A 21,797-nucleotide genomic window follows, 5' to 3' on the forward strand; every position below is an offset into this window, starting at 1 on the left:
GCCGCAATGTATCGTGGCCTTCCTGCAACCCTTGTCATCTTCCGGCGCCACCGACACCTAGCGGCGCAAGCTTAGCTTGTAGAGTTCAGGGGCTCCCGTTAATGATCTGCCGCTACAGGGCGAGGGATTCCATCGTGACGCTGGCGGAACAGCAGCAATACAGGTTGGGCGTGGCCTATGTCGCGCTCTCGGCGCTCGCCTGGTCGACATCGGGTCTCTTCGTGCGCGCGATTCATGCCGACCTCATGACGATCCTGTTCTGCCGTGGGATCGTCTCTGGCCTCGGTGTCTTCGCGCTGTTCTTCTATATCGAGCGCCGCAACGCCTTTCGCGTCCTGCGCTCCATGGGCGGCCCTTCGCTGGCGGCGACGATTTTTTCCACCGCATCCATGATCAGCGGCATCGGCTCGATCTATTATACGTCAGTTGCCGATGCGATGGTTATCTATGCGACAGTGCCCTTCGTCACTGCGGGCGTCGCTTTCCTCTTCATCCGCGAGCGCCCGAATTTGAGGACGCTGATTGCCAGCGGCATCGCCTTCATCGGCGTGCTCGTCATGCTTTCCGGGCATGCGAGCGATGGCGGCAGCTGGCTCGGCAAGGCGCTCGCCGCCATCATGACGCTGACCGTCGCCTGCCTTGCCGTCGTCATGCGCCAGCATCGCAATGTGCCGATGCTGCCGGCCATGGCGCTTTCCGCCTGGCTTTGCTCCTTCATCACCTTCTGGTTTGCCTCGCCGCTTTCCCTGTCCGGGCAGGATCTCGGGCTGATCATCGCCTTCGGCATCATCCAGAATGCGATGGGCCTCAGTCTCTACACCTTCGGCTCGCGGCTGGTTCCGGCCTCCGACGCCGCCCTGCTGACGGCGCTCGAAGTGCCCCTGACGCCGCTGTGGGTCTGGATGGTCTTTGCCGAGCGTCCGTCGACGGCGACGTTGATCGGTGGGCCGATCGTGCTTGCCGCACTTTTCGGACATATCCTGTTGGAAGTACGCCGAAATCGAGTGGTTACATCAGCACAAGCACATTGAACGGGTTGTCGACTGCGCCTCAAAATGTTGAAATCGTCCCGATCACGAGGAGTCGATATCGATGAAAAAGGTATTCAACCCCCCATCCGTCCGCCGCCCTTTCGGTAATTACAATCACGGCCTGCTGGTGCCGCCGGGCGCCAGCCTGCTGGTCACATCCGGCCAACTCGGCATCGGTCTCGATGACCGTATTCCGGCTGACGTTACCGTCCAGGCCGAGATGTGTTTCAAGGCGATCAATGCCATCCTGGATGAGGCCGGCATGAGCTTTGCCGATGTCATCCGTATCGCCGGCTTCGTTACTACGCGCGAAGATTTTCCCGCCTATATGGCCGTGCGGGATCGCTATATCCTGGATCCCAAGCCGGTCTCCACATTGCTGATCGTCGGAGGATTTACGCGGGCCGAATTTCTTGTGGAGGTCGAGGTCACGGCGGCTAAGGTGATGTGACCTGACCAATGAATCGGGCTTTTAAATCCGTGCTGCCGGATCGACATCGCCGATCTGCAGGAGACGAACATGACCCAAAATATCTACGACGATCCGGCCTTCTTCGAAGGGTATAGCCGCCTGCAGCGCTCGGTCGACGGGCTGGCGGGTGCGGCCGAGTGGCCTGCCATCCGCGCTCTGATGGCTGACATGAAAGGCCTCGACGTCGTCGATCTCGGCTGCGGTTTCGGATGGTTCTGCCGTTGGGCGGTCGGGCAGGGGGCCGCCAGCGTGCTGGGCCTCGACGTCTCTGAGAAGATGCTGGAGCGCGCTCGCGCCGAGGCGGCGGATGCACGCGTTCGCTACGATCGAGCCGATCTGGAAAAGCTTCAGCTTCCCAAGGCGGCCTTCGATCTCGTCTATAGTTCGCTGGCCTTCCACTATATCGAAGGCTTTGCAGGGCTCCTGGCGACGATCCGCCAGGCCCTGAAGCCCGGCTGCCGGCTGATTTTTTCGATCGAACATCCGATCTATATGGCGCCACGGCAGCCGGGATGGCAGGTCGATGCGGAGGGTCACAAGATCTGGCCGCTCAGCGCCTATCAGATCGAAGGGCCGCGGGTGACGAACTGGCTCGCCGAAGGCGTCGTCAAGCAACACCGGACGATGGGCACGACGTTGAACCTGCTGATCAAGTCGGGCTTTTCTATCGAGCATGTCGAGGAATGGTCGCCGAGCGACGAGGATCTCGCTGCCCATCCGGATTGGGCAATCGAGCGCGAGCGGCCGATGTTTCTCCTGATTTCGACTCGGACTTGAGATTGGAGTCGGCATGCTCCCGAAGCTTCATCCCCGAGCGAATGATTTTTCCTTTTGTTGATAGTTTTTATAGAGAATTAATTGCTCACTGCGGGTCGCTTCTGTAAAATGTCGTTTCTTGAGGCGCATCGCTCCTCTCGATAGTGTGGGCTGTCCGGCGCGAGTTGTAGGGATAGTGGGAATGAACATGAAGACGTCCGTGGCGATGGAGAAGGCGGTGCCCGTCGCCGATCCCGATGCTGTGCGAACCGAATTTCGCAACGCCATGGCGCGTATGGCGGCAGCCGTGAACATCGTCACGACCAACGGCCCGGCAGGGCTTGCCGGTTTTGCCGCGACTGCCGTCTGCAGCGTCACCGACAACCCGCCAACGCTGCTGGTTTGTCTCAATCGTGGCGCTTCGGTTCATCCCGCTGTGACCGAGAACGGCGTGCTTTGCGTTAACGTACTGTCGGAAGGTCATCAGGACCTTTCGCGTCTTTTCGGCGGCAAGACGCCGGTCGCCGAGCGCTTCGCGGCAGCCGCATGGTCGGAACTATCGACCGGTTCGCCGGCGCTCGAGGACGCGCTTGTTTCCTTCGACTGCCGCATCGTGCGCCAGGCCGATGGCGGGACGCACGATATCCTGATGTGCGAGGTCGATGCTATCCGCCTGCGCAACGGCGGGCAGGGGCTTATCTATTTCGACCGGGCCTATCACCCGGCCGGATAGCCCGCTTCCTCAATAATTTTCCTGATACCACTCGACGAAGCGGCGCACGCCCTCGTCGACTTCAATCTGCGGCTTGAAGCCGGTGAGCGCCACCAGCAGGTCCGGCACGGCATAGGTATTATGCACGTCGCCGGGCTGCATCGGCAGCATGTGACGGATCGCCTTCTTGCTGAGCATCGTCTCGATGGTCTCGACGAAGGTCATCAAGCCAACAGGCTGGCCACCGCCGATGTTGACGACGCGGAAGGGGGCGTTCTTCGACAAGGTGTCGATGATCGTTTCCGATACGACCCGGTTTTCCTCCGACGGCACGACGCCGATAAGGCGCACGATGCCTTCGACGAGATCGTCGATATAGGTGAAATCGCGGCTCATCTTGCCTTCGCCGTAGATTTCGATCGGCCTGTCGTTGCGGATGGCGTCGACGAACTTGAACAGCGCCATGTCCGGGCGGCCCCAGGGGCCATAGACCGTGAAGAAGCGGAAAGCGGTCGTGGGGACGTGGAAGAGATGGGCGTAGCTATGCGCCATCAGCTCCATGCTCTTCTTGGTCGCCGCGTAGATCGTCATCTGCTCGTCGGCTTTGTCGCTTTCGGCAAATGGGATCTTCTCGTTGGCGCCGTAGACGGAAGAGGTCGAGGCGAGCAGCAGGTGCTTCGGCTGCAGATCTCTTGCCAGCTCCAGGATGTTGAATGAGCCAACGAGATTGGAATCGACGTAAGAGCGTGGATTTTCGAGGCTGTAACGGACGCCGGCCTGGGCGGCGAGATGGACGATCACATCGGGTTCGGCGAGCTCGGCGGCATGGTTGAGCGCCGCCTTGTCCTCAAGCATGCCGGTGACGGCCTTGAAGCCGTTGGAGCGGGCGAGGATGGCCGTGCGCTTCTCCTTGAGCCTGACGTCGTAATAGGGCGTCATGCCGTCGAAGCCGACCACGAAATGACCCTCGTCGAGCAGGCGCTTGGCGAGGTGGAATCCGATGAAGCCGGCGGTGCCGGTGATGAGATAGCGCATTGGTCGGCCTTTGCTTAAAGCATTTCCAGGAAAAGTGCGTAGCGGTTTTCCGTTCGGAATGCGTAAACGCTCTAAAGTGTGGCGTCGCTCGAGGGTCTGCCGACGCTTGTATAGGCAAAGCCGTGCTTTGTGACCTCGTCATGGCGATAGATGTTTCTGAGGTCGACGAGGACCGGCGCCTTCATGACGGATTTCAGCCGGGCGAAATCCAGCGCGCGGAATTGGTTCCACTCGGTGACGATGACGAGCGCGTCGGCGCCGCGCGCGGCGCTGTAGGCATCGTCCGCATAGGCAATGTTGTCGATCACCTGGCGGGCATTGTCCATGCCTTCCGGATCATAGCCCGTTACCGTGGCGCCGGCATCCTGCAGCGTCTGGATGATCGAGATCGAAGGGCTGTCGCGCATGTCGTCGGTATTCGGCTTGAAGGTCAGGCCGAGGACAGCGATCGCCTTGCCGCGGATATCGCCGCCCATGGCCGCGATCACCTTGCGGCCCATGGCGCGCTTGCGGTTGTCGTTGATCGATACGGTCGTTTCGATCAGGCGCACGGGGCTATCGTAATCCTGCGCCGTCTTGGCGAGCGCCAGCGTGTCCTTTGGGAAGCAGGAACCGCCATAGCCTGGACCGGCATGCAGGAATTTCGAACCGATGCGGCCGTCAAACCCGATGCCGCGCGAGACTTCCTGCACGTTGGCGCCCACCTTCTCGCAGAGATCGGCCATCTCGTTGATGAAGGTGATCTTCATGGCGAGGAAGGCATTGGCGGCGTATTTGATCAGTTCCGACGTACGGCGGGAGGTAAAGAGCAGCGGCGCCTGGTTGAGGTAGAGCGGCCGATAGACTTCCGTCATGACGCCGCGGGCGCGCTCGTCATTGAGGCCGATGACAATGCGGTCGGGGCGCTTGAAATCCTCGATGGCGGCGCCTTCGCGCAGGAATTCCGGATTGGAAACGATGGCGACGTCGGCTTGCGGATTGGTTTCGCGCACGATGCGCTCGACCTCGTCGCCGGTGCCGACAGGCACGGTCGATTTGGTGACGATGACGGTGAAGCCTTTGACATGCTCGGCAATTTCGCGGGCGGCAGCATAAACGTAAGAAAGGTCGGCGTGGCCGTCGCCGCGCCGTGACGGCGTGCCGACGGCGATGAAGACGACATCGCTGTCGGCGACGCTCGTCTCCACGTCCGTGGTGAAGGAGAGGCGACCGGCGCGGACATTGTCTGCAACGAGCTGCTCCAGGCCCGGTTCGAAGATCGGTATTTCACCGCGTCGCAGCGCCTCGATCTTGCTTGCGTCCTTGTCGACGCAGATGACGTCATGGCCGAAATCGGCAAAGCAGACGCCGGACACCAGTCCCACATAACCCGAGCCGATCATCGTGATGCGCATGAAACTTCATTCCTCTTTGCTGGCGCCGGATCTCGCGTCAAAGCATGAAACCGGCATTGGCGATTGAATGTGCTTATACACAGGATCGCGGGGGACGCCTATATGCGACGACCCGGCCGGAGGAATTGCAATAGAAATGTCACAAAAGACGGTTGATTTACTGTCGTTCCACTGGTGCTGTTATTTGCACTGCGCGTGAAACGAAGCCTTTGTATTTCAAGCTTATCATCGCTGTGGCTTGTGATTGGCATCATGTTGCCGCATGATGAATTGGGCGCAATCGTTCCGTGGGGAGCGGCTGTGTAATGGGCGGTTCGGGACTATTGCATGAAGTCGACTTTTGCCGTGCGTACAATGCGGGCTGGCGAGCTGGAGCTTGCTCTGGAATGGGCTCGGCAAGAGGGATGGAACCCCGGTGTCGATGATGCTCCGGCCTTCTGGGAAGCGGATCCATCCGGCTTTCTGGTCGGCGCGATCGGAGAGGTGCCGGTCGGCTGCATCTCCGTCGTTCGATACGGCGAGATTTTCGCGTTTCTTGGCCTTTATATTCTCCATCCGGAGCTTCGCGGCAGGGGATACGGCAAGCAGCTCTGGAACAAGGGCATGGCGCTTGCCGGCAATCGTACCGTCGGACTGGACGGCGTCGTCGCGCAACAGGAAAACTATCGCCGGCACGGTTTCGAGACCGCTTACCGGACCTTGCGCTATGGCGGCATCCCCAAGGTGCCTGACGTAGAGGAGCAGCAGGCAAGGCAGGTGGTGCTTATAACCGACGGCAAGCTCGACGGATTGGTGCATTATGATGCGGAAATTTTTCCCGGCCTGCGCCATTCCTTCATTCGGGCCTGGTGCGGCGCTCCGGAGAGGCGCACGTCCTTCATCGTGGGTGGCGGCAGCAGGGTTCGCGGCTATGGCACCATCCGGCGCTGTTTCGAAGGCTATAAGATCGGCCCGCTGTTCGCCAACAAGCCGGACGTGGCGCTTGCCCTGCTGAGCAAACTGCTTGCGAAGGCCAAGGGTGCGCCGGTCTATCTGGATGTGCCGGTGAACAATGCTCATGCCATCAAGCTTGCGGAAGATTGCGGTCTTTCGCCGGTCTTCGAAACCGCTCGCATGTATCGCGGCAAGGCACCGGAAATACCGCTCGATCGCGTTTTTGGCGTAACCACGCTTGAGCTCGGTTAGCCGCACGCCTCTTGCGCCGGCCAGGAACGAGAGCAGCTGGTCCTCGATAGAAGAGTGATCGCGGCATCAGCATACAATCGGTGCGATGGCTTCGCAGAGCACGAATATTTCCATGTCCTCGTGCACAAGCCTGGCCTTTGATGAGGAGGGGCGGCTAGCAGGATGGGGCTATTCGCAGGCCGCGCCCAGCCGCTAGCCGGGAAAAATCCTGTTGGAGGCGCTGATTCGTCATGCAAAAAGCCGAATCTCCTGAGACAACAGGGTCGCTTTCCCAAAAACAAAGCTTTATAGATGCGCGGGTTTGAGCAAGGCGCGCGGCTGCGCGCAGGAAGCGGGAATGGATAAATGACGAACGTTGTAGTGATCGGCTCGCAGTGGGGCGACGAAGGCAAGGGCAAGATTGTCGACTGGCTTTCGGAACGCGCCGATGTGATTGTACGCTTTCAGGGCGGCCATAATGCTGGTCATACGCTCGTCGTCGACGGTGTCAGCTACAAGCTGGCGCTGCTGCCCTCCGGGCTGGTGCGCGGCAAGCTCAGCGTCATCGGCAACGGCGTCGTCGTCGATCCGCATCATTTCGTCGCTGAAGTCGAAAAGCTGCGCGCCCAGGGCATCGCGGTAACCCCCGATGTCTTGCGCATTGCCGAGAACGCACCGCTGATCCTGTCGCTGCACCGTGATCTGGACGCGATGCGCGAAGATGCGGCTTCCAACAGCGGCACGAAGATCGGCACGACGCGCCGCGGCATCGGTCCCGCCTATGAAGACAAGGTCGGTCGCCGCGCCATCCGCGTCATTGATCTCGCCGAGCCGGAAACGCTGCCGGCCAAGATCGACCGGCTTCTGACCCACCACAATGCGCTGCGCCGCGGCATGGGCGTCAACGAGATCTCCTTCGATGCCTTGCATGAAGAGCTCAGCTCCGTTGCGGAGCATATTCTTCCCTATATCGACCAGGTCTGGCGGCTGCTCGACGAGCAGCGCAAGGCCGGCGCCCGCATCCTCTTCGAAGGCGCCCAGGGGGCGTTGCTGGATAACGACCACGGCACCTATCCGTTCGTGACATCGTCCAACACGGTGGCCGGACAGGCAGCGGCAGGTTCCGGCCTTGGCCCGACAGCCCTTGGCTATGTGCTCGGCATCACCAAAGCCTATACGACCCGTGTCGGCGAGGGGCCGTTCCCCTGCGAGCTGCATGATGAGATCGGCAAGCATCTGTCGACCGTCGGCCGCGAAGTCGGCGTCAACACGGGTCGTCCGCGCCGCTGCGGCTGGTTCGACGCCGTGCTGGTGCGCCAGACCGTGAAGACCTCGGGCATCACCGGTATCGCACTTACCAAGCTCGACGTTCTCGACGGCCTCGACGAACTGAAGATCTGCGTCGGCTACACGCTCGACGGCAAGGAAATCGACTACCTGCCGGCCAGCCAGGCGGCGCAGGCCCGCGTCGAGCCGATCTACATTACGCTCGAAGGCTGGAAGGAATCGACCGTCGGCGCCCGCAAATGGGCCGATCTGCCGGCGCAGGCCATCAAATATGTCCGCCAGGTGGAAGAGCTGATCGGAGCACCGGTGGCGATGCTTTCGACCAGTCCCGAGCGCGAGGATACCATACTTGTGACTGACCCCTTTGAGGGCTAAAGTCGCGTATCTATGACGAATCCCGGCCCGGCTGCCCGCCGGGCATCATGAGAAAGTACTGATGGCGGATTTTGTAGCAGTTATTCGACGGGCCGTTGACGGCCTGACGGACAATACTCCCGAGATGCGGGTCAAGGTTTACGATCGAGCTCGTGGTGCCGTACAGCGGCAGCTCGAGAGCATGAAGCCGCGCCCGCCCGAGGAAATGCTGCGCCGTCAGCTCGACAAGCTCGAGGCAGCGATCGTCGAGGTCGAGGCAGAGCATGCCGAGGCCCTTCCTGGAGCCGACGAACCGGTCGCGGATGCGGCTGCGGTGCATGAGCCTGCGGTGCACGAGGATGTTGTTCCCGAGCCTGTTCACGAGCAGTATCCGGCTGAAGAAGTCCATGCCGAAGCGGATGTGGAAGAGCCCGCAGCCGCTCCGACCGAGGTTCATGCCCAAGAGGAGCCGGACGTTGCCCAGCCGGTTCATGAAGAACCTGTCCATGAGGAGCCCGCTTACGAGGAGCCGGCTTCGCATGTCGAGCAGGACCATGCACATGAGCATCAGCCTGTCGAGGAATGGAGCGAGCCGCATCGGGAAGAGGAGCCCCATGCTCCTGCTGCCGAACATGCCGGCGTCGAGCACCATGCCGAGATAGACGAGGAGCCGACCCTCGATCCGGTTTATCGGGACGAGCCACAACATCATGTGGAGGAAGCGCCGGCGGTTGCCGTGGAGCCCGTCCACGCCGCGCCCGGGCAACGCGCGCAGTCCACGCCGGTTGACGACGTCATCAGCCAGGTCGAGCAGATCTGGGCCGAAGTGGATGCGCCGGCTCGTCGTTCCGAGCCCGAGTCGGTCATGCCGGCCGCGGCTTTCGCGGAGACGCCGTTCGGCCACCCCGTCGAGGCATCCGATACCGTGAAGGCGCCCGCCATAAACAAGGGCTTTGTCTGGGATGCAGATGTCTTCGAGGAATTGCAGTCTTCGTCTACAGCTGCCACGCCGGTCCAGCAGCCGGCTCGGCAGATGCCGGAAAACGCCTTTGACGACGTCGATCTCTTTGCGGATGTGCATTCCCCCGGCAAGGCGGCACCGAATGCCGATGCGGCCAACGATGGCTGGCGCGAACTCAAGGAGCTTGCCGGCTTCGATAAGCGCGCGGAAGACGAGCGGGGCGGTGCCTCCTCTGTTCCGCCTGATCTCGATCAGGCCATGGCGGCAAAACTGCAGGGCCGCAGCTTCCGCATGGAGCCGAAGCGCCGGCGTCTCAACGTTACCGGCATCATCGTCACGCTTGTGGGACTTGCGGTCGTCGGGGGAGGTGGCTACGCGGCTTGGCTGAACCGTGATGCGCTCAACAACATGGTGACGAAACTCGTCAGCTCGGCAACGAAGAACGGGGCGACGCCACCGGCTGCGGATACGGCCGGCAACAATGCCTCGAAGAACGGTAACGCTTCCGCCCCTGCCCAGCAGCAGGCGGCTGCGCCGCAGCAGAACAATACGGCGAACAAGCAGCCCTCGGGCACCAGCAATACGGATGTTGCCGCGGTGACCAGTGACCCGAATACGGTCAACACGAAGTTCACGCAGCGTCTTCTGGCCAATGGCAGCGAAGACGATCAAGGGCCGGCCCCGAACGGTCAACCGGGTGTCGTCGAGGGCAAGTCCGTTGCGCAGCAGAATGTTGCTTCCGCCGCACCGTCCGCAACGGCGACACCGCCTGCGAACAATGCCGCTGCCGCGCAGACCCAGGCGCCTCAGACTGCCGCGCCGAGCCAATCCGCTTCCACGGACCAGCAGGCACCCGCGACCAGCCAGCAACAGCAGGCACCGGCCAATCAACCGCCGCCCGTGACGCAGCAGACGGCGACGGCTACCGATGGGCAGAAGGTGTTCCTTTATGAGGAGCGTCTTGGCCAGACGTCGCCATCCGCCTTCCAGGGTACCGTCACCTGGTCCGTTCAGGAAGGCAAGGGGGCCGACGGCCGGCCCGAGCCTTCGGTACAGGGGCTTATCACTGTTCCGGATCGCGGCCTGACCGCCACGATCACCGTTTCGCGGAATTCGGATTCCTCGCTTCCGGCAAGCCATCTGATCGAGCTGGCATTCCAGGTTCCCCCGACATTCGAAGGTGGGGCGATCGATAATGTCCAGCGCGTTGCATTGAAGTCGACCGAGCAGGATCGCGGCGATGCGCTGATCGCGGTGCCGGCAAAGGTGACAGACGATGTCTACATGGTCGCGCTCAACGATTTCCCGGATGCGCGCAAGACCAACCTCGATCTCTTGAAGAGCCGTAACTGGATCGACATTCCGGTCGTCTATCGCAACGGCCGGCGCGCCCTGCTGACGATGGAAAAGGGTCCGACCGGCGCCGATGCCTTCAACAGGGCAATTTCGGAATGGCAGGCACTTGGCGGCGTCGCGTCGAGCGGTCAGTAAGGCTTTCTGACATAGATGAATAAGCAAAAGGCGGGCTTGCGGCCCGCCTTTTCATTTCTACCCGTTGAAACCGTCCGAGGCTTCAGGCGGTCGCTTCGACGACGCGCAGCGCCTTGGCGCGTTCCAGCGCATCCTTCTGCACGGCTTCCTGAACCTTTTCGAAGGCGCGAACCTCGATCTGGCGGACGCGTTCGCGGCTGATGTCGAATTCGGTCGAGAGATCTTCCAATGTCACCGGCTCATCGGCGAGGCGGCGTGCCTCGAAGATGCGGCGCTCGCGATCGTTCAGCACGCCCATGGCGCGCGCCAGCATGCGGCGGCGCGTGTCGAGCTCGTCCTGTTCGATCAGCACGTCTTCCTGGCTCTCGTGATCATCCACCAGCCAATCCTGCCACTGGCCGGAATCGCCTTCGGCAGCCTTGATCGGCGCGTTCAGCGACGCATCGCCGGAAAGGCGGCGGTTCATCGAAACGACTTCCTCTTCCGAGACCTTCAGCTTGGTGGCGATCTCGGTGACATGTTCCGGCTTCAGATCGCCGTCGTCGATGGCCTGGATACGGCCCTTCAGGCGGCGCAGGTTGAAGAACAGGCGCTTCTGGTTGGCGGTCGTGCCCATCTTCACCAGCGACCACGAACGCAGGATATATTCCTGGATCGAGGCCTTGATCCACCACATGGCATAGGTGGCTAAACGGAAGCCGCGTTCCGGATCGAACTTCTTGACGGCTTGCATCAGGCCGACATTACCTTCGGACACGACTTCGCCGATCGGCAGGCCATAGCCGCGATAGCCCATGGCGATCTTTGCCACGAGGCGCAAATGGCTGGTGACGAGCTTATGCGCGGCCTGACGGTCGGCATGTTCCGCATAGCGCTTGGCGAGCATGTACTCTTCCTGCGGTTCCAGCATTGGGAACTTGCGGATCTCGTCGAGATAACGATTGAGGCCGGCTTCACCGGCGGCAATGGATGGCAAGGTATTACGGGCCATGATTGTGCACCCTCCTATTCAAGATTTGGTTCCTTCTGGGGGCGTATTGCGTGCCTTCTGCGAAGCGGACCAAGGCGTACGGGTTCGAGAACCCCGCACTGAACCAATGTAAAGATAAGTACGGCGAAATGGTGATTCAAGGATCCGGTCACGCAAGCGTTATTGCAGCGTGACCACTGGTCTCGCCGTGACGTCGCCCTTGAGATTATCCTCCCGAATGTTCCGGCGCCAGACGATTCAGCCATATCGACCCCAAAACGCGGACGCGTTTTCGACAGGCACAAGCGCTCGGACCTCGGTCCTCCATGTTTTATATTATAGGGCGGGAGGCGGCAGGCGTCCAGCGTGAGGCTGAGGAGCTTCCTGCCTATCCCCTCAGCGCCGCCGCCAGCTCTTCCATGTCGTCGGGCAGGGGCGCTTCGAAGTGCATGACTTCGCCGGTACGCGGATGCTCGAATTGCAGCATATAGGCGTGCAGCGCCTGGCGGGGGAAGCGGTTGACGACCTGTTTTGCGGCCTCCGGCAGAAGATTGGCCTTGGTCTTGAAACCGCCGCCATAGACGGCATCGCCGAGCAGTGGATGGCCGATATGCGCCATGTGCACGCGGATCTGGTGGGTGCGGCCTGTTTCCAGATGGCAATCGATCAGCGAGGCAAGCGCAGTCGAGTCCGGCGTCTCGTGAAAGCGCTCCAGCACCTCGTAATGCGTGATGGCCTCATCGGCTTCCTGCGAATCCGGGCGCTTGACGGCACGGCGCGTGCGGTCGCTGCTCGACCGGCCGAGGGGCGCATCGATAGTGCCGACAAGCTGGCGGGGGCGCCCCCAGACGATGGCCTGATAGGCGCGCTCCAGCGAGGTCGTCCTGCCGTGATCGGCAAATTGCAGCGACAGATGCCGGTGGGCGACATCGTTCTTGGCGACGACCATCACGCCTGTCGTATCCTTGTCCAGCCGATGGACGATGCCTGGGCGACGGACGCCGCCGATGCCGGAAAGACTGTTGCCGCAATGATGGATCAGCGCATTGACCAGCGTGCCCGTCCAATTGCCGGCGCCAGGATGGACGACCAGCCCGGCGGGCTTGGAGATGACGATCACATCATCGTCCTCATAGAGGACGTCGAGCGGGATATCCTCGCCCTGCGGCGTCGGATCCTCCGGCTCGGGCAGGGTGATCTCATAGACGTCGCCGGCGCGCACCTTGCGCTTGGCATCAGTCACAGGGGTATTGTTGAGCAGAACCGCGCCCTGCTTGATCAGCGCCTGCACGCGGCTGCGGGAAAATTCCTCGCCGATTTCGGCCGTCAGCCACGCATCGAGCCGTCCTTCGGCATTTTCATCGGCGGTTAGGACTTTTCTATTGCCCGCGGCTTCTTTAAAGGGGTCGCTCAAACGTATTTCTCCGGCGCACAAAGCGCTCTACTGGAAGTAAGGACGCATCGATGACAAATCCCGAGCCAGACGATCAAGAGGAAAAGCCCCTCGATCCGGCCCTGGAGAAAGTCCGACGCAAGATGATCCGCCTGCAGATCGTCTCTGCGGCCGTCATGGTGGTGAGCCTTATGGCTGTCTTCGGCGCGGTTGTCTACAAGACGATGAAGCCAGCGGCCAAGCCTGCGGGGCAGGCGGCCGCCGGCATCCCGTCCGATGCCCCGGTTGCCGTGACGGCATTGCTGCCGGCAGGGTTTGCCGTTCAATCGACGGCGCTGTCGGGTAACCAGATCCTGTTCTACGGCACGCTTGCGGGCGGCCAGCGCCAGGCCATCGTATTCGACTACGGTATCGGCCGCATCGTGGCGACCATATCGCTGTCCAATTGACGGCCTGACGATGACGAGCGAGCGGTTCATCGAGATCACGCATCCCGACGATCCGCGTATCGCCGAATTCCGCAATATCCGCGAACGCGATCTTACAGGGCGAGAGAACCGTTTCATCGCGGAAGGGACCGTCGTGCTGCGGCTTCTCGCCGGCGCGCATGCGGCGGGTGGTGATTTCGTCGCCGAGAAAGTATTGCTGCTCCAAAACCGGGTTGCCGGCTTAGGCGACATCATCGACACTTTCCCGCTCGATGTCCCGATCTACGTTGCGACGGCCGAGGTGCTTGATGGCATTGTCGGTTTTCATCTGCATCGCGGCGTTCTGGCGGTGGGGCGCAGAACGGCCGAAGAGGGGGCGAACGGCCTTCTCGACCGCCTTCCGAAGCGGGCGCTGGTGCTCGTCGGCTGCGGCATTTCCAATCACGACAATATGGGTTCGATGTTCCGCAATGCGGCGGCCTTCGGCGCGGATGCGGTGCTGCTTGATGAGAGCTGCTGCGATCCGCTCTATCGCAAGGCGCTGCGGGTTTCGGTCGGCTCGATCCTGACCCTGCCTTACCGCCGGCAATCGAGCGGCGTGGAGCTGCTTGCAGCGCTTGCCGAGCGCGGCTTTGCGATCTGGAGCCTCTCGCCACGCGGGACGGTCGATATTCGCGACGTCGCGGCTTCGGAGCGCATGGCGCTTGTCGTCGGCACGGAAGGGGACGGTCTGCCCGAAAGCATCCTTTCCGCCTTCGGCAGCGTGCGGATTCCACAAGCGCCGGGATTGGATAGCCTCAATGTCGCGACAGCCAGCGGCATCGCGCTTTATGAGATGGCTGCGAAGAACGGGCGCATCTGACCGAGGCGGTCAGGGATGCTTCGGCAGCATGGCCGCGACGCGATCGGCAAGGCTGAGGCGCGCACCCGGCTCGGCGGGTTCCCTGTTTTTCGGCAGAAGATCGAAGATCGGAGAGCTATCGCCCTCCTTGAGCGCCGTCAGCGCCACCATATTGGCAGCGATCTTTGCAATCTCCTCGCGCATGGCGTCATCATGCGTGGGCGAGCGGGTCTTTGCCAAGCGGTCCGAAAGGGCGGCCGCCCGGTTGCGGACCTCTTCCGTCATTTCTTCGATCTCGTCTTCCACTGTACGTTCCGGTTCTGCCACTTGCGGCGGTTCTGCAGCCTTTGCCTGATCAACGGCTGACGCGATCACCGTGGCGGCCGAAAGCTTCGGCGTTCTTGCCGGTTTTTTCGGCGGCGTAAGACCGGCGGCGCGCAGCGCCTTGCCGGCCTCCTTGGATTCCTTGACGGCGGTCTCGAGCCGCTCTCTCAGTCGAATGACATCCTGAGCCTGCCGCTCGATCGCGGTTTCCTTGTCGGCGTTGCCGGCGATCTCGCGATTGAGGCGCTCCTCGAGCCGTTTGCTCTTGTCGCTTTCCTGCCGCAGCGACTGTCCGGCATCCGCAGCACGCTGGTTTGCCGCACTCAGATCCTGGCGCAGCGTATCACGCTCGTCCCGCAATGTATCGATGCGCAGCTTCAGGCTTTCGATTTCGGTTTCGCGGGTTGCGAGGTCGATCCTGAGATTGTCCGTGTCGGCGGCCATCTTCGTCATCCGCTTGCGCAGCCCGTCGATATCGGCTTCCTTTTCGGCACTGGCCTGCTCGGCGGTATGGATGCCCGATTTGAGCTGGCTGATATAGCTCTCCTCGTGCCGCAGGCGCGAGCGCAGTTCGCCCGCCTCCGCTTCCAGATCGTCGATGCGTGTCTGCAGCTCAGCGCTTCCTGCGGAGAGGCGGCTTGCTTCCTGCTGAAGCTTGCCATTGTGGATCTGCAGGCCAACGGTCTTGTCGCGCTCCTGCGTCAGGGCATGCTCGGTTCTGGCGTTTTCGGCGGCAAAGAGGGCGCGCGCCATATCCTTCTGCGCGCGCACTTCCTGCGGGCTCAGCGGCATGGTCGCCTTCAGGCGCTTTTCGGTGAACCAGACGATGCGGCGATGGATTGCCGGCGCAATGAGAAAGACCAGAAGCGCGGCCGTCAGAAAGCCCAATCCGAACAAGAGAGCAAATTGAATCACGACGCGGCCAGTATCCTGGAGTTATGTTCGATCTCGATAAAATGATTAATCATGGGTTAGCCATGCGGGCAAGCGTTTAACGCGGATATGGTTTATCGGCACGAGGCCGAATTTACGGAAAGAAAAGGCCCGCGATCTGCGCGGGCCAAGGCTGGGCTGCCTGGGAGACAATAGGAGGCGTAGGATCAGAAAGGATTCCAGGTCGGGCTGGGGGTAACCTTCAGATAGCCGAGATTGACGCCGAGGCGGGCACCAAGGCCGGTGCGGATCGGCACGAGGACGATATTGTTGTTCTTCAATACGGTCATGCCGAAGCCGGCAACCACGAAGGCTTGACCGCTGACGCCGCCGAAGCGCGTATAGACGCTATTGATGCTCGGCAGGTCGTAGACCAGCATCATGACGCGGGCGCCCTGGCCGCCATAGTCGAAACCGAGCGACGGACCCTGCCAGTAAAGCGGATGCTCGCCGGCATTCTTGGTGTTGAGCTGGCCCTCGCCGTAGGTCAGGCCGGCGAGGAAGGCGCCGGAGCCTTCCTGGCCGAGAATGTAGCCATTCGGCAAACCATATTGCTGAAAGGCCCGCTCGACCACCTTGGCGAGGCCGCCGCTGGTGGAACCGAAGAAGGAATGGCCGGCATCGACGATTTCCTGCGCCGAATACTGATTGGTGGGCGCGGCAGAAGCCTGGCGAACCGGCAAGGCGAAGCTCACGAATGCGACAATGGCCAGGATCAGGCCGAGGCCGAGCGTCCTGGTGCTTGGGCTTGGCATTCTCTTGAGGAGTTCATAGCGCATGAAAGTCATCCGTTCATCATGGTCGGTGCAACAGGGACGAATAAGCAACGCATTCGGCTGAATGCGCCACGCGTGGCACGCCCCATCTTCAGACCATTCCGCCCATTTATCGCAGGCCGATTCGCGTGCGAAAAAGTCTGATGGTGATGAATGCATTTTGCGTCGATGGTCTTAACAATCGGTTTACCAAATATGGTGTCATTATGGCGCGCGGTAGACTGGCTGCGACAACCCTCGGGCAACCTTACCGTGGCAACGTGGACTCGACTGCATTTTGCCTTGCCAGCATTCAGGAGACAATGAATGTCGAAGAACCCGAATCTCACCTTGACCGGACCGGATCTGGCCGCGCTGCTGTGCAGCCGCGTCTGCCATGATGTGATCTCTCCGGTCGGGGCGATCAACAATGGCCTGGAGCTGCTCGACGAGGGTGGTGCTGACGCCGATGCGATGGATCTGATCCGCACGAGCGCGCTCAATGCCTCCGTCCGTCTGAAATTCGCGCGCCTTGCCTTCGGTGCTTCGGGCTCGGTCGGCGCTTCGATCGACACAGGCGAAGCCGAGCGGGCGGCCAAGGATTTCGCCGCTGCCGAGAAGAAGACCGAGGTCAATTGGATCGGCCCGCGCGCCATCATCGCCAAGAACCGCGTCAAGCTGCTGCTCAATCTCTTCCTGGTTGCCTATGGTGCGATTCCGCGCGGCGGCAACATCGACGTGACGCTCGAAAATCCGGAATTCGACGCCAAGTTCACGATCACCGTCAAGGGACGGCTGATGCGCGTGCCGCCGAAATTTGCCGAGATCTGCTCGGGCACGCTGGAGGAGGCGGTCGACGCACATTCGATCCAGCCTTACTACACGGTTCTTCTCGCCGACGAGAGCGGCATGGAGCTTTCCTACAATGCGACGCCGGAGGAATTGACCTTCGTCGCGTCGATGGCGGCGCAGTAAGCGGATCGGTTAACCAGTGTCTTTCGCCCGCGGTCGAGCATCGGCTGCGGGTTTATTTTTTCGTGCATTGAAAATTCTGTGCAATCTTTGGGTTGTCCGCTCAATTGATAATGTAGCGGTAACGAATCCTTAGCTTGCTGCTCCTATCGTTTCAATTTGAAGCCGGCATTGGATAATGGCGGCTGATGCCAGGGAGCTCACACATGCAGCGGTTCATGTTAACGGATACATCGGATGTCGTCAGAAAAGTCGGCAAACGAATCCTGTCCGAGCTGGATTTTCTTGTGAGCGAAGCCGGGGACGCCCGTGAGGCGCTGATGCGCTGCCAGGCCGAAATGCCAGATTATCTGATCGTCGATGCCGGCATGGAAGGGGCGCTCGATCTCATCGCCAGCATTCGCGCCATGCCCGACGGCAAGGATGTGAAGATCTATTATTGCGTTGTTGAGGCCGATCTTCGCAAGCTGATGGCCGGAAAGCGCGCCGGCGCCACGGATTTTCTGCTGAAGCCTTTCGATCGCAAGATCCTGACGGCTATATTCGGTAATCGCGCCGCAGCTGCGTAATTCCATCGAGAATATCGAACAATAATGGCCGCCCTTTCGAGGCGGCTATTCTTTTGTGCTCCATTGGCGAAACGCCAATAAAAAATCCCGCCGGAAGAGGCGGGATTTCTGTGTATCGGCGGTAAGGCGGGAGGCGGCTTAGGCGCTTTCGGCGAAATCGCTGCTATCGGGCTCGCGCAGCACATAGCCGCGGCCCCAGACGGTTTCGATGTAGTTGGCGCCGCCGGCGGCATTGGCCAGCTTCTTGCGGAGCTTGCAGATGAAGACGTCGATGATCTTCAGTTCCGGCTCGTCCATGCCGCCATAGAGATGGTTGAGGAACATTTCCTTGGTGAGCGTGGTGCCCTTGCGGAGCGAAAGCAGCTCCAGCATCTGGTATTCCTTGCCGGTCAGATGCACGCGCTGGCCGCCGACTTCGACAGTCTTGGCGTCGAGGTTGACGATAAGCTCGCCGGTCATGATCACCGACTGGGCATGGCCCTTGGAACGGCGAACGATGGCGTGAATGCGGGCGACCAACTCATCCTTATGGAAAGGCTTGGTCATGTAGTCGTCGGCGCCGAAACCGAGGCCGCGAACCTTGTCCTCGATGCCGGCCATGCCGGAGAGGATGAGGATCGGCGTCTTGACCTTCGAAAGGCGCAGGGTGCGCAGCACTTCGTAGCCTGACATATCGGGAAGGTTAAGATCGAGAAGAATAATATCGTAGTCGTAAAGCTTTCCGAGATCGACGCCTTCTTCACCGAGATCGGTGGTATAGACGTTGAAACTTTCGGATTTGAGCATCAATTCGATGCTCTGCGCTGTCGCGCTGTCGTCTTCAATGAGTAGAACCCGCATAATTGTCCCCTTTACCGCCGCCGAAAGGTCGTCAGCCCCCTTACGCGATACCGATCAAATCACTGGTTGATTTGGAAGCTGCCATGCAATGGTTAACAAATTCTGATTCACTCTGGCAAGTCGTATCGAATTTATTAAATAATTTTTCCATTGCACTGTTTTCCAACGACAATCAGTAAAATCTTCTCCTAAAGTATCGCATTAAGAACTCACGCCAAGTGATTCATCCGACTCATCAATGCCAACATGTCGAAATCCGACCACAACATTTACCGAGCCTTAAATCATTGCGCCTATCATTAACGATGCCCGTAAACGAAAGGTTACCAGCGGTAGGCTTTTATTAAGATCGCTGGAAATTTTTTTAACCAAGCCGTCTCAAAGCGGTTCGGCGGGCGGGAATATCGAGAGCCGGGGTCTCGCATCACGGGAGTAATGCGTATGAAGTCACGTGAGAGCCTTGTTCGCCTGAAAGAATTTCAGGTGAACGAAAAACGCCGTCAACTGCAGCAACTGCAGATGATGATGGCGGAATTTGACCGCATGACGAAGGAACTGGAAAGCCAGATCGTGCTGGAAGAGAAGAAGTCCGGCATCGCCGACCCGAACCACTTTGCTTACCCGACTTTTGCCAAGGCGGCCCGCCAGCGCGCGGACAATCTGCAGGTGTCGATCCGTGAGCTGCAGGTTCAGGAAGAAACGCTGGAAAGTTCGCTTGAGGAAATGCAGGCGGAATATGCCAAGGCTGCCGCGCTCGAGGAGCGTGATGGTTTGGGTCCGGCGCGGGCACGCGCCTGACAATGCAAGTCCGTCGCCTTTTACGGAGGGCGCATGAAAGCTGCGCATGACTGGCCGTGACAGGGCCGGCCATGCGCAGCTTTTGCATTTTGAATATTAATCCGTCTATCTGGACGGATTAATGTTCCCTCGGAGTATTGCCACAGGCATATGCACGGTTGCCGTTGACGTCGCGCTTAAAGCGCGACGCGATTTTTCAGGTTCGCTTCCTTCACTTTAAGCTCTTGATTTTTCGCACACTTTTGCGCGCCACGCTTTAGAGATTGACGACATCGCGCCAGTCATCATGGCGTTGTGCTTGCGCCTTGAAGAAGGGGCAGAGTGGGATGATTTTCCAGCCGCCGCGGCGTGCTTCCTCGACGGCATGAAGAGCCAGCGCCTGGCCGACACCCTTGCCGCGCAGGGCATCCGGCACGCCGGTATGATCGATGATGATCAGCTTTGGGGAGGTGCGGGAAAACGTCATTTCCGCCTCGTAACCTTCGACGGTCGCGACATACCGGCCGCCGGAGGCATTGTTTTCGTTGCGGATATCCATGATTTTCTCCCTTATCGCGTTGCAGATGACGAGGATTGCATACGCCCGTCGCGCTGCCAACTCCTGAATAATCTAGGAGAAATCAGTCTGCCGTCGAATATTTTCAAGCGGTCTGCCGCTTGCTCGGCAATCAATAACCCGTTCGCTTCGATGCCGGCCGCATCAAATAGTTCGGGCCTCTTTGCAGGAAGAGGCCCGAACTCAAAGCAAATTAAGGTGGTGCTGTCGCTGCTGTCAGTGGCGATACTGCTGTATGCGGGTCGTCCGAAGGCCGGCGAGGCCATGGGTATTGATGGACGACTGCCAGGAGAGGAACTCTTCGACGGTCAACGTATAACGTTCGCAGGCTTCTTCCAAGCTGAGCAGACCACCACGCACGGCGGCGACAACCTCTGCCTTACGACGAATGACCCAGCGGCGCGTATTCGGCGGCGGAAGGTCTGCTATCGTCAGCGGGCTGCCATCGGGGCCGATGACATACTTCACTCGGGGACGTATCATTTCGGTCATTGGACTCTCTACACACACTCAAGACCACGAGAGGCACTCTAACTTGCCACATTTAAAAATTGCCTAAGCCCCTAGTAAGACTTTGCTAATAATTTTAATCAATGTGGCGGCGGGCTGATTTGCGCGTGTGCTGTCTGAGCAAAATGCCCGAAAGCCCCTGTTATTTCAGGGGAAATCGCTTTCGTCCTATGATTTTTCGTCAGTAAAAACTTACGCTCGAGGGCCGAAATTGCGGGGTCCGAACTGCTGCCCTGAGGTTCAGGAACAGGCGCAAGAATTGTTTTTTACTTGCAAAAATAGACTTACGCCGACACGCCGCTCTTCTGTCCACCCCAGCAGATGAAGTGCGGATTGGCAAAGTCGCAGTCCCCGCTCTGATCGGTCTTGCCGTAGGTCAGAAGGCGGCCTTCGACCGTTACCGTCGTGCCGCCGGCCGCGCGCAAGACCGCATCTCCGGCGGCCGTATCCCATTCCATAGTGCGGCCGAAGCGGGGATAGACATCGGCTTTGCCTTCGGCGAGAAGGCAGAATTTCAAGGAAGAGCCGATCGACGTGCAGGCGGAAACCGCATTGTCGGTGAGAAAATCTTCGGTTGTGGCGTTGCTGTTGCAGCGGCTAGCAAGCGCGGTCAGTTTGGCCGGGCGCTCACGCACGGCGATGGTCAAGCGGTCGGAGACGGCAAAATGTTCGTCGACGATCAGCTTGCGCGCCCTGCCGGGTTCGCCGGTGAAGGCTATTCCGAGTGCCGGTGCGTAGACGATGCCGGTCACGGGAACGCCGTTCTCGATATAGGCGATGTTGACCGTGAATTCGTCGCGATGCTCGATGAATTCGCGGGTGCCGTCGAGCGGATCGACGAGAAAGAAGGCGCGGCCGCGAACGTCGGGGATCTTGCCGGCGGAGACCTGCTCCTCGGCAATAGCCGGAATATGCGGGAAATCGCGTTCGAGATGCCTGAGAATGATATGTTCGGCCCGCTCGTCAGCCAGGGTGACGGGACTCATGTCCTGCTTCAGGGCAACCGCATAGCCGGCGCGATAGACATCCAATATGGCCTGTCCCGCCTCGATCGCCGCCTTTTCGAATGTTGCAAGCATCTGCCTGTTCGTCTTTCCGCGCCGTGTGCGCCTCAAGTCTCTGGACATTAAGATAAGGAGTCGCGTTTGCAGAGTATAGACTTCCGATGCCTGATTTCTTTCGCCTTAACCTCTGACCAGAGGTTTAGCAACAGAGCTTAGCAGACTCTCGCCGCCGCTGGGAATTTCGGCA

The 21,797-nt window shown here is 60.1% G+C and carries 22 protein-coding genes; 12 read left to right on the forward strand and 10 right to left on the reverse strand.

The features are described 5' to 3' along the window. Nucleotides 1–101: 101 nt before the first annotated feature. The 4 genes from ACPYOP_RS24650 to ACPYOP_RS24665 all read left to right on the forward strand — a co-directional run bounded on the left by ACPYOP_RS24650 (nt 102) and on the right by ACPYOP_RS24665 (nt 2,992). On the forward strand, nt 102–1,031 hold the full coding sequence (locus ACPYOP_RS24650) for a DMT family transporter (protein WP_481412904.1): 930 nt from the start codon (nt 102–104) through the stop codon (nt 1,029–1,031). A gap of 61 nt (nt 1,032–1,092) precedes the next feature. Further along, entirely contained in the window at nt 1,093–1,482 is a 390-nt protein-coding gene (locus tag ACPYOP_RS24655; RefSeq protein ID WP_481412905.1) for a RidA family protein, read from the forward strand. A 69-nt stretch (nt 1,483–1,551) separates the two neighbouring features. Next, on the forward strand, nt 1,552–2,280 hold the full coding sequence (locus ACPYOP_RS24660) for a class I SAM-dependent methyltransferase (protein WP_481412906.1): 729 nt from the start codon (nt 1,552–1,554) through the stop codon (nt 2,278–2,280). A gap of 181 nt (nt 2,281–2,461) precedes the next feature. Beyond that, a complete protein-coding gene (locus ACPYOP_RS24665; protein ID WP_481412907.1) occupies nt 2,462–2,992 on the forward strand; it encodes a flavin reductase in 531 nt (176 codons plus the stop codon). Between the two features lie 9 nt (nt 2,993–3,001). Here the strand turns inward: ACPYOP_RS24665 and ACPYOP_RS24670 are convergent, their stop codons facing one another. Beyond that, nucleotides 3,002–4,006 carry an NAD-dependent epimerase gene (locus tag ACPYOP_RS24670; RefSeq protein WP_481412908.1) on the reverse strand — a complete coding sequence of 335 codons (1,005 nt, stop codon included), beginning with the start codon at nt 4,004–4,006 and terminating at the stop codon, nt 3,002–3,004. A gap of 71 nt (nt 4,007–4,077) precedes the next feature. Next, nucleotides 4,078–5,400: a UDP-glucose dehydrogenase family protein gene (locus ACPYOP_RS24675; RefSeq protein ID WP_481412909.1), complete on the reverse strand. Its 1,323-nt coding sequence runs from the start codon at nt 5,398–5,400 to the stop codon at nt 4,078–4,080. 327 nt (nt 5,401–5,727) lie between these two features. On the opposite strand from ACPYOP_RS24675, the gene ACPYOP_RS24680 reads away from it, so the two are divergent. From ACPYOP_RS24680 to ACPYOP_RS24690, 3 genes are all read left to right on the forward strand, one after another. Then, a complete protein-coding gene (locus tag ACPYOP_RS24680; protein ID WP_481412910.1) occupies nt 5,728–6,585 on the forward strand; it encodes a GNAT family N-acetyltransferase in 858 nt (285 codons plus the stop codon). 345 nt (nt 6,586–6,930) lie between these two features. Further along, nucleotides 6,931–8,226, forward strand: a complete 1,296-nt coding sequence (locus ACPYOP_RS24685; protein WP_481412911.1) for an adenylosuccinate synthase — start codon at nt 6,931–6,933, stop codon at nt 8,224–8,226. 61 nt (nt 8,227–8,287) lie between these two features. Further along, nucleotides 8,288–10,657, forward strand: coding sequence for a hypothetical protein (locus ACPYOP_RS24690; RefSeq protein WP_481412912.1), 2,370 nt, complete (start codon nt 8,288–8,290; stop codon nt 10,655–10,657). 82 nt (nt 10,658–10,739) lie between these two features. On the opposite strand, the gene rpoH is transcribed toward ACPYOP_RS24690, so the two are convergent. Beyond that, nucleotides 10,740–11,648 (reverse strand): RNA polymerase sigma factor RpoH, encoded by a 909-nt coding sequence (gene rpoH, locus ACPYOP_RS24695; protein WP_481412913.1) that lies wholly within the window; start codon nt 11,646–11,648, stop codon nt 10,740–10,742. Between the two features lie 367 nt (nt 11,649–12,015). After that, nucleotides 12,016–13,041, reverse strand: a complete 1,026-nt coding sequence (locus ACPYOP_RS24700; RefSeq protein ID WP_481412914.1) for an RluA family pseudouridine synthase — start codon at nt 13,039–13,041, stop codon at nt 12,016–12,018. A 50-nt stretch (nt 13,042–13,091) separates the two neighbouring features. Between ACPYOP_RS24700 and ACPYOP_RS24705 the strand changes: the two genes are divergently transcribed. Further along, nucleotides 13,092–13,469, forward strand: a complete 378-nt coding sequence (locus tag ACPYOP_RS24705; protein ID WP_481412915.1) for a hypothetical protein — start codon at nt 13,092–13,094, stop codon at nt 13,467–13,469. A 10-nt stretch (nt 13,470–13,479) separates the two neighbouring features. Then, nucleotides 13,480–14,310: a TrmH family RNA methyltransferase gene (locus ACPYOP_RS24710; protein WP_481412916.1), complete on the forward strand. Its 831-nt coding sequence runs from the start codon at nt 13,480–13,482 to the stop codon at nt 14,308–14,310. Between the two features lie 9 nt (nt 14,311–14,319). On the opposite strand, the gene ACPYOP_RS24715 is transcribed toward ACPYOP_RS24710, so the two are convergent. Next, nucleotides 14,320–15,528 carry a hypothetical protein gene (locus tag ACPYOP_RS24715; protein ID WP_481412917.1) on the reverse strand — a complete coding sequence of 403 codons (1,209 nt, stop codon included), beginning with the start codon at nt 15,526–15,528 and terminating at the stop codon, nt 14,320–14,322. A 185-nt stretch (nt 15,529–15,713) separates the two neighbouring features. Then, nucleotides 15,714–16,325 carry a DUF1134 domain-containing protein gene (locus ACPYOP_RS24720; protein WP_481412918.1) on the reverse strand — a complete coding sequence of 204 codons (612 nt, stop codon included), beginning with the start codon at nt 16,323–16,325 and terminating at the stop codon, nt 15,714–15,716. Between the two features lie 303 nt (nt 16,326–16,628). Here ACPYOP_RS24720 and chpT point away from each other — a divergent pair, with 303 nt between their 5' ends. Together chpT and ACPYOP_RS24730 are read left to right on the forward strand one after the other, a co-directional pair. Next, complete coding sequence (chpT, locus tag ACPYOP_RS24725; RefSeq protein ID WP_481412919.1) at nt 16,629–17,276, forward strand: histidine phosphotransferase ChpT; 648 nt, start codon at nt 16,629–16,631, stop codon at nt 17,274–17,276. A 203-nt stretch (nt 17,277–17,479) separates the two neighbouring features. After that, nucleotides 17,480–17,842, forward strand: coding sequence for a response regulator (locus tag ACPYOP_RS24730; RefSeq protein WP_481412920.1), 363 nt, complete (start codon nt 17,480–17,482; stop codon nt 17,840–17,842). Nucleotides 17,843–17,980: 138 nt separating this feature from the next. On the opposite strand, the gene ctrA is transcribed toward ACPYOP_RS24730, so the two are convergent. Next, the gene (gene ctrA, locus ACPYOP_RS24735) at nt 17,981–18,682 is read right to left on the reverse strand and encodes a response regulator transcription factor CtrA (RefSeq protein WP_069611718.1); all 702 of its coding nucleotides are present in this window, start codon (nt 18,680–18,682) and stop codon (nt 17,981–17,983) included. 441 nt (nt 18,683–19,123) lie between these two features. Between ctrA and ACPYOP_RS24740 the strand changes: the two genes are divergently transcribed. Continuing rightward, a complete protein-coding gene (locus ACPYOP_RS24740; RefSeq protein ID WP_120664796.1) occupies nt 19,124–19,480 on the forward strand; it encodes a flagellar export protein FliJ in 357 nt (118 codons plus the stop codon). A 256-nt stretch (nt 19,481–19,736) separates the two neighbouring features. Here ACPYOP_RS24740 and ACPYOP_RS24745 read toward each other — a convergent pair whose 3' ends face one another. From ACPYOP_RS24745 to cysQ, 3 genes are all read right to left on the reverse strand, one after another. Then, nucleotides 19,737–20,018, reverse strand: coding sequence for a GNAT family N-acetyltransferase (locus ACPYOP_RS24745; protein ID WP_481412921.1), 282 nt, complete (start codon nt 20,016–20,018; stop codon nt 19,737–19,739). A 234-nt stretch (nt 20,019–20,252) separates the two neighbouring features. After that, the gene (sciP, locus tag ACPYOP_RS24750; protein ID WP_004107124.1) at nt 20,253–20,528 is read right to left on the reverse strand and encodes a CtrA inhibitor SciP; all 276 of its coding nucleotides are present in this window, start codon (nt 20,526–20,528) and stop codon (nt 20,253–20,255) included. A gap of 302 nt (nt 20,529–20,830) precedes the next feature. Next, entirely contained in the window at nt 20,831–21,625 is a 795-nt protein-coding gene (cysQ, locus tag ACPYOP_RS24755) for a 3'(2'),5'-bisphosphate nucleotidase CysQ (protein WP_481412922.1), read from the reverse strand. Nucleotides 21,626–21,797 lie beyond the last annotated feature (172 nt).

It is taken from the genome of Rhizobium sp. KNZ2-6A, from assembly GCF_056755475.1.